We start from the raw sequence: 12,501 nt of genomic DNA on the forward strand, positions 1-12,501 counted from the left end.
AATTAGATTAACTAGTCAATCAAATTTTTAGTATGAGGTGATAATTATGAAGGAGTTAAAAAATTTAATTAGTCAATTAGAAAAATTAAATCATCAAAACATGTATAATAATGATTTTTTATTAACATGGGAAAAAACAGATGATGAAATTCAATCTGTATTTAAAGTAGCTGAAATACTACGTCATATGAGAGAAAATAATATTTCTCCGAAGATATTTGATAGTGGTTTAGGAATATCAGTATTCCGTGATAATTCTACAAGAACAAGATTTAGTTTTGCTAGTGCATGTAATTTATTAGGTTTAGAAGTTCAAGACCTAGATGAAAAAAAATCGCAAATTGCTCATGGAGAAACGGTTCGTGAAACAGCTAATATGATTTCTTTTATGGCTGATGTGATTGGGATTAGAGATGATATGTTTATTGGAAAAGGAAATGCTTATATGCGTAAGGTTTCGCAATCTGTACAGGAAGGTTTTGAGGATAATGTTTTAAATCAGCGACCTACCCTTGTTAACTTGCAATGTGATATAGATCATCCAACTCAGACAATGGCAGATATGCTTCATTTAATTAATCATTTTGGAGGAGTTGAAAATCTTAAAGGGAAAAAGATAGCTATGACATGGGCTTACTCGCCATCATATGGGAAACCATTATCTGTTCCTCAAGGAGTTATAGGACTAATGACAAGAATGGGGATGGAGGTAACACTAGCACATCCAAAGGGATATGATTTAATGCCAGAAGTTGAAGAAATAGCGAAGAAAAATGCAGAATCTACTGGAGGAAAATTTATTAAAACAAATTCAATGAAAGAGGCTTTTGTTAATGCTGATATTGTATATCCAAAAAGTTGGGCGCCTTTTGCAGCGATGGAAAAAAGAACTAGATTAAATGGTGAAGGTAAGTTTGATGAAATTAAGACACTTGAAAAAGAATTATTAGCACAAAATGCAAACCATTTAGATTGGGAATGTACCGAGGATTTAATGAAATGCACGAAAGATGGTCAAGCGTTATACTTACATTGCCTTCCTGCTGATATTACAGGTGTTAGTTGCGGACATGGAGAAGTAGCAGCATCGGTTTTTGAGCGTTATCGTACGCCATTATATCGTCAAGCAGGTTATAAGCCATATATTATAGCTGCTATGATATTTTTAAGTAAGGTGAAAAATCCAATTAAAACAGCAGAAATGATTTTAGATAGAAATAAAGAAAGATTTTCTGGAAAATAGAATTAATGTTTTTAAGGGTTATATGAACTATTTTGAGAGGATGATGATTATGAGTGATAAGATGCGTCCAATAAGTTTTGAGAAAATGGTTATATGGATTCTAAAAGAATTTAGTGAACAAGAAACAATTTTTGGAATTCATAAAAATAAGTTCTATAGATATAATAATGAAAAAAAGATTAAGTTGTTTGGTGATACATTAGCAACAATAATTGGTCCTGCCGCAGGTCCGAATTCTCAATTAGCACAAAATATTGTTGTTAGTTATTTAACAGGCTCACGGTTCATTGAACTAAAAACAGTTCAAATACTTGATGGAGAGGATTTACCAGTTTCAAAACCTTGTATTTTAGCATCAGATGAGTGCTATAATGTGGAATGGTCCACTGAATTAACTGTGCAAGGTGCATTTGATGAATATATAAAAGCTTGGTTTTTATTACATGTATTAATGAGAGAACTTAAAATAAGCCAAGAAAGAGACTTTATGTTTAATATGAGTGTTGGGTATGACTTAGAAGGAATCAAGAGTCCTAAAATTGATGGTTTTATTGAGGGAATGAAAAATGCTTCAGAGACAAAAATATGGAAAGAGTGTTATAATTTTCTTACTTCTCATATAGAGTTGTTTACTCATTTTACAATCGATGATTTGATGCATGTTTCACCGATTATTTCACCATCAATTACTTTATCAACGCTTCATGGTTGTCCTCCCCAAGAAATTGAAAGAATTGTAAATTATTTAATAAAAGACAAACATTTACATACTTTTATAAAAATGAATCCAACATTACTAGGTGAAAAATTTGTTCGAGATACATTAGATGAAATGGGCTATGATTACATCAAATTAAATGCTCATCATTTTCAAAACGACTTAAAATATAATGATGGGGTAGCGATGCTCAAACGTTTAATAGCTTTAGCGAAAGATATGGATTTAGAGGTAGGGGTTAAATTAACCAACACATTACCAGTTAAAGTGTTAAATGAAGAGTTACCAGGTGATGAAATGTATATGTCAGGTCGGTCACTTTATCCGCTCACAATCACATTAGCGAGTCTGTTAGCGAAAGATTTTGCTGGTATTCTTAGAATTTCTTATTCAGGTGGGGCTGATTATTTTAATATTGATAAAATACATGAAACTGGAATCGCTCCAATTACTTTCGCAACAACCATTTTAAAACCAGGTGGTTATGAAAGAATTACTCAATTGGTTTATAAATTAGAGGATATAGATAGTTACTCTTTAATTAATACAAAAAAGCTTGAACAATTAGCGAAACAGGCTTTAAATGATGTTCATCATCTGAAAACTTTTAGACCAGCTGAAAATCGATTGCTTGATTTAAAACTTCCATTGTATGATTGTTTTATTGCACCTTGTACAAATGGATGCCCAGTTAATCATCAAATTCCAGAATATATCGCTTTAGTGGGTGAAAAAAAATATGATGAAGCCTTTTCTATCATTGTAAAGGACAATGCTTCACCATTTATAACAGGTACAATTTGTGATCATCAGTGTCAGTATAAATGTAGTCGTCTAGATTATGATCAATCGGTTGAAATTCGAAATATGAAAAAGATGGCTGTTTTAAATGCTCAAGATGGGTTTATTGAAAAGCTTAAACCGGTTAATTTAAGAAGTAGTAAAAAAGTTGTGGTTATTGGTGCTGGTCCTGCTGGCCTTTCATGTGCTTTGTTTTTAAGAAGAAATGGATTAGATGTAACCGTTATGGAAAAAAGAGATAAACCTTATGGAATGGTTGAATACCTTATACCAAACTTTAGAATATCTCAAGAAGCCATTGATAAAGACTTTGAACTTGTAAAACGTCAGGGGGTTAAATTTTTATTCGGATGTAATGAAAACTATAACATTGAATCATTAAAAAATACTTACGATTATATTATATTAGCAACAGGTGCATGGATTCCTAGACAAATTGATTTAATTGAAGGTAAAGAAAAAGCAATCAGTGCGATTTCTTTCTTGGAAAAATTCAAGGCTGATAAGGAAAATATTCATTTAGGAAAACAGGTGTGTATTATCGGTGGTGGAGATGTTGCGATAGATGCAGCCAGATGTGCTAAGCGGGTTTCCGGTGTTAAAGGAGTTTCTATTGTTTATAGAAGAATAAAAGCCTTAATGCCAGCTAGTAAGGAAGAAATAAACTTAGCGTTATCAGATGGTATAGTGATAAAAGAGTTATTATCTCCTGTATCAATTAAAGAAGGAAAACTTGCGTGTTACCAAATGGTATTAGGTGAACCCGATGCTTCAGGAAGAAGAAGACCAGAGCCAACAGAAGAAAAGGTATTAATGGATGCAGATACAGTAATTGTAGCGATTGGAGAAAGTATTGATGGTAATATATTAAAATCTAATGGAATTGATTTAAATGGGTTAGGTTTTCCAAAAATCAATGAAAATAATGAAACAAATATAGCGAATGTATTTGTGGCTGGAGATATGAAAAAAGGACCAGCCACTGTTGTGAAATCAATCGCAGATGGAAAACTTGTTTCAAAAGTGATTTTAAATAAAGAAGGATTAACACATGACTTTTATAAGGTAAACATATCTGTAAATGAACAATTATTATATGAACGAAAAGGCATTTTATGTGACCCTATAAATAGTGAAACTGAATCAAAAAGGTGTTTATCATGTCAAAAGATTTGTGAATTATGCGTTGATGTTTGTCCTAATCGAGCAAATATCGTCATTCAGGTTGATGAGGTTTTTAATAAAAGACATCAGATTATACATATTGATGGAATGTGTAATGAGTGTGGTAATTGTGGTGTATTCTGTCCATATGAAGGTAATCCTTATCAAAATAAGATGACTGTTTTTTGGGATGAGTCAGATTTTAATACAAGTTCAAACTGTGGGTTTATCGTTATTAATCAAGAAATAGGCCAATGTAAAGTTAGAAAAGAAGATGGAAGGGTTGTAAATTATACACTTGGACAAGACGATGTTGTTTCAAAGGAAATGGAAAAAATAATTGATACTTGTATCAATTACTATCAATATATTTTGTAGGGAGGGTAAATAATGTTTTTAATTGGTAATGGTAAAATCATTACAAGAAATGAAAAAAATGAGATTATCGATAATGGTTGTATTGTGGTTGATGGAAATAAAATTATTGAAATTGGGATTACGACATCATTAAAAAGTAAGTATCAAAGAGCAAGATTTATTGATGCTAAAGGAAGACTTGTGATGCCGGGTTTTATTAATACACATATGCATTATTATAGTACTTTCGCTAGAGGAATAGAAAATGATAGCCCTCCTGCTAAGAAGTTTTCAGATATACTAAAAGGATTATGGTGGCGTCTTGATAAAGTGTTAACTTTAGAAGATGTATACTATAGTGCAATTGTACCGATGATTGATCAAGTTAAAAATGGTGTCACCACGGTTTTTGACCATCATGCCAGTCCTTATGCCATTACCGGTAGTTTATTTAAAATTGCTGAAGCGGCAGAAAAAATTGGAATTCGTAGTAATTTATGTTATGAAACATCAGATAGAGATGGTGAAAAAATCTCAAATGAAGGTATTTTAGAAAATGTCGAATTTATTAATTACTGTAATACTAAAGATGATGATATGATAAAAGGAATGTTTGGACTTCATGCATCAATGACGATTACAGATAAAACCTTAGATAAATGTTTAGATAAAATGGCATCATTAGATACTGGTTTTCATGTTCATACCGCAGAAGGCATTGAAGATGTAGAGGATGCAAAAAAGAAGTATGGAAAAGGCGTTGTTGAAAGATGGTATGAAAGTGGAGTCCTCTCAAATAAAACAATAGCGGTACATTGTATACATATTAGTGATAAAGAAATGGATATGTTAAAAGAAAAGAATGCCATGATTGTTCATAATCCAGAATCTAATATGGGGAATGCAGTTGGAGCTGCTTCAGTCTTAAAAATGTATGAGAAAGGAATACTGTTAGGTCTTGGTACTGATGGATATACAACGGATATGATGGAATCATATAAGGTTGCTAATCTTATTCATAAACATACAAGTGGTGATTCAACGGTCGCATGGCGTGAAATACCAGATATGTTATTTCACAATAATCGGAAAATTGCTGAAAGGTTCATTACTAATCCTGTGGGAATATTAAAAGAAGGGGCGCTTGCTGATATTATCATTGTAGACTATAATTCAGGAACCCCTATTAATGAAAATAATATAGATGCACATTTATTGTTTGGTATAAATGGACGACATGTTGATACAACGATAATTAATGGTAAAGTAATCATGGAAGAAAGAAAACTTACGACTATTGATGAAGAAAGGGTATTAATGAAAAGTCAAGAATTAGCTAGAAAAGTTTGGGGACGTTTTTAATACAGACATAAATTGACGTGTATAAATTTATCATGTATTATTTAATTAACAAGAAGAATTTATACAACAGATGAAAAGAGGATGTACTATGTCAAAAGATATAAATAAAAAAATACTTGATGCAACTTTAGAAGTTGTTGCAAGAGAAAAAATAAGTGGAACACGTATGCATTTGATCGCAAAAGAAGCCAAAATGAGTCAATCAAACTTACATTATTATTATCCAACAAAGAATGATTTATTAATGTCTTTAATGGATGAACTTCAGAAGCGATTTTCTGAAAAACGCATAGAGTCAGTTGATTTAAAAAATAAATCTCTTGGTGATAATTTAAATGGATTATTCAAAGAAAAGCATGATGATATATTAAATCATAAAAAGGTAGATTATGCTCAGTTTGATTTTTGGGTACAAGGTACTGTTAATCCTGAAATAAAGACAAAATTTCAAACAAGTTTTGATGAATGGAGACATAATATTACAGCAGTTTTAAAAAAAGATGAATCGTATGAGAGATTAAATGCAAAATTTCAAGAGATGTTACCATATATCATGGTCTCACTAATGATGGGTGCATCAATGCAGTATCTTATTGATGAAGGTAAATTTAATTTAGATAGTTATTTTGAAGTAGGAGAAAAATTAATTTTGGCTTATCTTCAAGTTTAAATCTACAGAAGATTGAATAGTATTGGTGATTATCAAGGAGTTAATTTGGTGGTGATTCAAATGGTTAATGCCATTATAATGGCTTCAGGTTTAAGTTTACGCATGGGAACAAATAAGCTGTTACTACCTTTTAAAGGAAAATATTTGATTGAACATGTTTTAGATAAAGTACAAATTTGTCCATTTTATCAAACTGTTCTTGTTTCTAATGATGAACAAATATTAGAGTTGGGTAGTGACAGAGGCTTTACTGTAATTAATAATAAACATGCAGAAGATGGACAAAGTAAATCCATTGAGCTAGGAATTCTCAATTGTTTAAAAGCAGATGGTTATGCATTTTTTACAGGTGACCAGCCCTTTTTAGATATTAATACTATCAATCGTTTACTAGCATCTTTTAATCAAAATCAAGAGTGTATCATTGTTCCTTGTTATCAAAGTAGAAGTGGAACCCCCGTAATATTTCCTAAGAAATATAAAAATGATCTATTAGCTTTAAAGGGAGATAAGGGAGGAAAAAGTATCATTCAACAAAATTTTGATGTCGTAAAGTTTATTGAAGTTTCTGAAGCGTCTATCCTTTGGGATATTGATTCAAAAGAGGATTATCAAAAATTAATCCTTGGTAATAGATAAATAATGAATTTATATATTGTATACTCATTTATCAAGACAATAAGATTGTTTTGATAAAAAAAATACTCTAATTTGATTAACTAATCAATATAATTTAATAAAGAATATTTGGAGGGATAAAAATGTCTATAAATAAAGATGAAATTTTAAGATTAGCCGAGAAATATAAACCTGAGATGACTCGATTTTTAAGAGATATGATTTGTATACCGAGTGAAAGTTGTGGGGAAAAAGAGGTAGTTCTAAGAATTAAGGAGGAGATGGAAAAGGTTGGTTTTGATAAAGTTACCATCGATCCTATGGGGAATATATTAGGTTATATCGGTCAAGGTAGTCATGTGATAGCGATGGATGCTCATATTGATACGGTTGGAATTGGTGATAGAAACTTATGGGATAAAGATCCATATGACGGTTTTGAAAATGATGAAGTAGTCTATGGTAGAGGGGGTTCTGACCAAGAAGGTGGAATGGCTTCAATGGTTTATGCAGGGAAAATTATAAAAGAGTTAGGACTACTTGATGATTATACATTAATAGTGACTGGGACTGTTCAAGAAGAAGACTGTGATGGTCTATGTTGGCAATATATTGTTAATGAAGATAAAATCAAACCAGAATTTGTAGTTATTACTGAACCAACTTCTTTAAATATTTATAGAGGTCATCGAGGAAGAATGGAAATTAAAGTAACAACGCCTGGTATAAGTTGTCATGGTTCAGCACCTGAAAGAGGGGACAATGCTATATTTAAAATGGCACCGATATTAAATGAGTTAAAAGCTTTAAATGAGAATTTGCATTATGATCCATTCTTAGGAAAAGGAACATTAACTGTTTCAGAAATATTTTTTTCATCCCCATCAAGATGTGCTGTAGCTGATCAATGTAGTATATCGGTAGATAGAAGATTAACAAACGGAGAAACTTGGGAAAAAGCCATTCAAGAGATTAAGAATTTACCAGCTGTTAAAGCTGCGAATGCAGTTGTTGAAATGTATACTTACGAAAGACCATCTTATACAGGTCTTGTTTATCCAACTGAGTGTTTTTTTCCAACATGGGTATTACCTGAAGAACATATCGCTTGTCAAACCCTTGTCAACTGTTATGAAGAGTTATTTAAAAAAGAACCTAAGGTTGATAAATGGACTTTCTCAACAAATGCAGTATCTATTATGGGGCGCTATGGGATTCCTTGTATTGGATTTGGACCAGGTCATGAAGATCAAGCCCATGCACCTAATGAGGTGACTTGGAAAGATGAATTAGTTAAATGTGCAGCCATGTATGCCCTTATTCCAATTACTTATGTTAATAAATGTTCAAAATAATCGCCTTATACAATTTAATGAGAGGTTGAAATCATGGATAAAATTAAACATTTAAAATGTTCAAAATGTGGGGCTACCTATAGTGAAGATGTTTTGTATCATTGTCCAAAATGTGGTACAGAAGGTACCTTAGATGTGGTTTTTGATTTAGGACTTGTGAAAAAAGTTATGATAAGAGAATATCTAAGTAATAATTCAAATCCTAATATCTGGCGATACTTCCCACTTCTTCCCTTAGAAAATTTAGTAGGTAAATCATCACTTACAATAGGTAATTCACCACTTTATAAATCAAAAAGATTAGAAGAATTATTAAATATAAAGAATATATATATTAAAGATGAGGGAAGAAATCCTACCGCTTCTTTAAAAGATAGAGCATCAGCTATCGGTGTTGCAAAAGCCATTGAGTTAAATAAAGATGTGATGTGCGCAGCCTCAACAGGGAATGCAGCCTCTTCTTTATCGGGTTTTGCTGCTTGTATGGGAATAAAAAATTATATATTTGTTCCTAAAACGATTCCTGAAGGAAAACTTGCACAATTATTAATTTTTGGTAGTCATGTTATATTAGTTGATGGGGATTATGATACAGCATTTGATTTTTGCTTAGAGGCAGTGGATCATTTCGGGTGGTACAACAGGAGTTGTGCAATTAATCCTTATCTAGTTGATGGTAAAAAGACAGTTGCTTTTGAACTACTAGAACAATTGGATTTTCAAGTACCAGATAAGGTCATCATGTCAGTCGGAGATGGTTGTTCAATTTCAGGAGCTTGGAAGGGCTTCAAAGAATTTTATGAACTGGGTTTAATCGATAAATTACCGGTTATGGTTTCAGTTCAAGCAGTAGGATCAAATCCAGTAAATCGGACATTTAGAAAGAAAACAAAACAATTTGATTATATACCACCAAAAACAATTGCTGATAGTATTTCAGTAGGGATTCCGAGAAATGGTTACAAAGCATTAAATACTTTAGAAGAAAGTAATGGATTGGCAGTTGATGTAAGTGATGAAGAAATATTACATGCAATGAGAATCTTGGCTAGATATACAGGTGTATTTGGAGAACCAGCTGGTGTAACAGGTTTTGCTGGGCTTATGAAACTTGTAAATGAGGGTGTAATTAATCAAGATGAAAGTATTGCATTGATTATTTCTGGTAGTGGATTAAAAGATGTAAAATCAGCTCAAAGAGCAATTTCTAAACCAGATGCGATAAAACCGGATTTAGATGTGCTTATTAATTTTCTTAATGATAAATAATCTATATAATATATCAATATAATTATAAGGGGAGATTTAAAGTGAAGAATTTAATCAACTTAGAAATTAATGAAGAACAGTTAAAGGTTGCTGTAGAACGAGCGAAAGAAAAAAATATTCTTATTCCAACTTTGGCACAAATGAAGGATCCTAAGCAGATACCTGCTAAAGTTAAAGAAAAATTAAAGAAAACAGGATTATGGGAGATTGACTCCATAAATCTTTTCAGAATTTCTTGGAAAAATGAGCCAGTAAGTAAAGGTGGATTATATCAAGATTTACCTAATTATGTTGAAATACCACCTGAAATTTCTGGAGTGAAAGCAAGAATAATTGCGATGGCAGGGAAATACTTTCCGATAGGAGCACATAAGGTTGGGGCAAGTTTTGCTTGTTTAGTACCTCGTTTAGTGACTGGACAATTTAATCCTAAATATCATGAAGCCGTTTGGCCATCTACTGGGAATTATTGTCGAGGTGGCGCTTATAATTCTACGTTATTAGGATGTAAGTCGATTGCAATTTTACCTGAAAATATGAGTAAAGAGCGTTTCGAGTGGTTAAGTAAAGTTGCTGGAGAAGTCATTACGACCCCAGGTTGTGAAAGTAATGTAAAAGAAATATATGATAAAACCTGGGAACTTCGAGAAACAAGGGATAATGTTGTGATATTTAATCAATTTGGAGAATTAGGTAATCATTTATGGCACTACGAAGTAACAGGAAATGCCATGGAAGAAATTATCAAAAAGGAAATAGGTTCAGATGGAAAAGTGGCTGGTGTTTGCTTGACATCTGGTTCTGCTGGTACTTTAGGAAGTGGAGATTATATTAAAAGTTTATATCCACAGGCTAAACTTGTTGTTGGTGAGGCTTTGCAATGTCCTACATTATATGTTAATGGTTTTGGTGATCATAGAATTGAAGGAATTGGAGATAAACATGTTCCTTGGATTCATAATGTAAGAAATACGGATATGGTTGTTGCTATTGATGATTATGATAGTCTTGCATTATTCCGTTTATTAAATGAAGAAGCTGGACAGATTTATTTGAAGCAACAAGGTGTTAAAGATGAAATCATTGAAAAACTTTCATGGGTAGGTATTTCTGGTGCTGCTAATATTATTACCGCAATTAAATTTGCGAAATACTATGAACTAACTGAAAATGATATTATTATGACTGTTTTAACAGATTCTAGTGAAATGTATCAATCAAGGTTAAAAGAAATGGAAGTTGAAAGAGGTAGAAAATACGAAATAATGGATGCAGCAATTGATCATCATCGAAGTGTTTTAGGTCTTCGAACAGATAGTATGGAAGAGTTAACATATCTAAGTAAGAAACGCATTCATAATCTTAAGTATTATACATGGATTGAACAACAAAAGTATGATGTTGAAGAGTTAAATGCACAGTGGTATGATTATGACAATTATTGGGGTAGATTACATCAAATGGGAAAAGAATTTGATGAATTAATTGAAGCATTTAATGAAAGAACGGGTTTATCAAAAGGTCTTTAATTAGGAGGGATTTCTAATGGGGATAATTTTAAAAGGTGGTTTAATAATCACAGAAAAAGAATCTATTGATTCTGATATTAGAATTGATGGAGAAAAGATTGTTTCTATTGGACAGGATTTATATCAAAGTGGAGATGAAATTATTGATGTGAAAGGGTGTTATGTTTTACCTGGAGGAATCGATACTCATACCCATTTTGATTTAGATGTAGGTTCAACCTTAACAGCTGATAATTTTATCAGTGGAACAAAAGCAGCTATTATTGGTGGGACAACAACAATCTTAGATTATGCTACCCAAAATAAGGGTGAATCATTAAAAATAGCTTTAAAAAATCAGTTTAGTAAAACAACAAATGGATGTTTTTGCGATTTTGGTTTTCATATGGGAATCACTGATTGGAATGATGATGTCTCAGAAGAAATAAGTGCGATGATTGAAGCGGGTGTTACTTCATTTAAGTTATATATGGCGTATAAAAATATCCTTCAGGTAGATGATGGTGTGATATATAAGGCACTGAAAAGATGTAATGATGTAAAAGGCTTAATCTGTTTTCATTGTGAAAATGGTGATATCATTGATGTATTAGTGGATGAAGCAAGAAAAAACAATCATCAAGCACCTATTTATCATGCTTTAACAAGACCTAGTTCGTTAGAAAAAGAAGCAATCACAAGACTCCTACAAATAGCTGAAATAGTAGACATACCCGTAAATATTGTCCATCTTAGTTCTAAAGCAGGATTAGAGAGTATTATAGAAGCTAAAAAAAGAGGGGTAAAAGTATATGTTGAAACCTGTCCTCAATACCTTTTATTAGATGATTCTTTTTATGGTGGGAAAGAGGGAAGCGGTTTTGAAGGTGCTAAATATGTCATGAGTCCTCCGCTTAGAAAAGTCTCAGACCAATTGGCATTATGGGAGGCAATAAGGGCTTCTGAGATTGATACAATTGGTACTGACCATTGTTCATTTAATTATAAAGGTCAAAAAGAGATTGGGTTAAATGATTTTAGTAAGATTCCAAATGGTGCACCAGGAGTAGAACATCGAATGACATTAATGTATACATCTGGTGTTGTTGAGAAGAAAATTAATTTGAATCAATTTGTCGCACTGACATCAACGAATGCTGCTAAATTGTTTGGACTATATCCGAATAAAGGAACCATTTCTGTGGGAAGTGATGCTGATATTGTCATTTGGGACCCAAACTTAATTACAGAAATCACTGCCAAAAACCAAACTCAAAATGTGGATTATACACCATATGAAGGATTTAAACAAATAGGAAGACCAATACATGTGTTTTTAAGAGGAAACAAAGTTGTGATTAATACAAAATTGATAAATCCTAAACCTCTAGGTAAATATTTACATAGAAATACATATTTAGAGAGAGGGAATTAAA

The 12,501-nt window shown here is 32.1% G+C and carries 9 protein-coding genes; all 9 read left to right on the forward strand.

Going from position 1 to position 12,501, the window contains the following annotated elements; translation table 11 throughout:
* Positions 1 to 46 precede the first annotated feature (46 nt).
* The 9 genes from ygeW to hydA all read left to right on the forward strand — a co-directional run bounded on the left by ygeW (position 47) and on the right by hydA (position 12,500).
* Complete coding sequence (gene ygeW, locus KHQ81_03455; GenBank protein ID QVK18782.1) at positions 47 to 1,243, forward strand: knotted carbamoyltransferase YgeW; 1,197 nt, start codon at positions 47 to 49, stop codon at positions 1,241 to 1,243.
* 49 nt (positions 1,244 to 1,292) lie between these two features.
* On the forward strand, positions 1,293 to 4,304 hold the full coding sequence (ygfK, locus tag KHQ81_03460; GenBank protein QVK18783.1) for a putative selenate reductase subunit YgfK: 3,012 nt from the start codon (positions 1,293 to 1,295) through the stop codon (positions 4,302 to 4,304).
* Between the two features lie 12 nt (positions 4,305 to 4,316).
* Entirely contained in the window at positions 4,317 to 5,645 is a 1,329-nt protein-coding gene (gene ssnA, locus KHQ81_03465; GenBank protein QVK18784.1) for a putative aminohydrolase SsnA, read from the forward strand.
* Positions 5,646 to 5,733: 88 nt separating this feature from the next.
* Positions 5,734 to 6,315 (forward strand): TetR/AcrR family transcriptional regulator, encoded by a 582-nt coding sequence (locus tag KHQ81_03470; GenBank protein QVK18785.1) that lies wholly within the window; start codon positions 5,734 to 5,736, stop codon positions 6,313 to 6,315.
* 60 nt (positions 6,316 to 6,375) lie between these two features.
* Positions 6,376 to 6,954: a molybdenum cofactor cytidylyltransferase gene (gene mocA, locus KHQ81_03475; GenBank protein ID QVK18786.1), complete on the forward strand. Its 579-nt coding sequence runs from the start codon at positions 6,376 to 6,378 to the stop codon at positions 6,952 to 6,954.
* Positions 6,955 to 7,076: 122 nt separating this feature from the next.
* Positions 7,077 to 8,288 (forward strand): YgeY family selenium metabolism-linked hydrolase, encoded by a 1,212-nt coding sequence (locus tag KHQ81_03480; GenBank protein QVK18787.1) that lies wholly within the window; start codon positions 7,077 to 7,079, stop codon positions 8,286 to 8,288.
* A gap of 33 nt (positions 8,289 to 8,321) precedes the next feature.
* The gene (gene thrC / locus KHQ81_03485; protein ID QVK18788.1) at positions 8,322 to 9,557 is read left to right on the forward strand and encodes a threonine synthase; all 1,236 of its coding nucleotides are present in this window, start codon (positions 8,322 to 8,324) and stop codon (positions 9,555 to 9,557) included.
* Between the two features lie 41 nt (positions 9,558 to 9,598).
* On the forward strand, positions 9,599 to 11,086 hold the full coding sequence (locus KHQ81_03490; protein ID QVK18789.1) for a pyridoxal-phosphate dependent enzyme: 1,488 nt from the start codon (positions 9,599 to 9,601) through the stop codon (positions 11,084 to 11,086).
* A 16-nt stretch (positions 11,087 to 11,102) separates the two neighbouring features.
* Positions 11,103 to 12,500, forward strand: a complete 1,398-nt coding sequence (gene hydA / locus KHQ81_03495) for a dihydropyrimidinase (protein ID QVK18790.1) — start codon at positions 11,103 to 11,105, stop codon at positions 12,498 to 12,500.
* Position 12,501 lies beyond the last annotated feature (1 nt).

The sequence above is a fragment of the Mycoplasmatota bacterium genome, assembly GCA_018394295.1.
Classification (GTDB): domain Bacteria; phylum Bacillota_I; class Bacilli_A; order Haloplasmatales; family Haloplasmataceae; genus JAENYC01.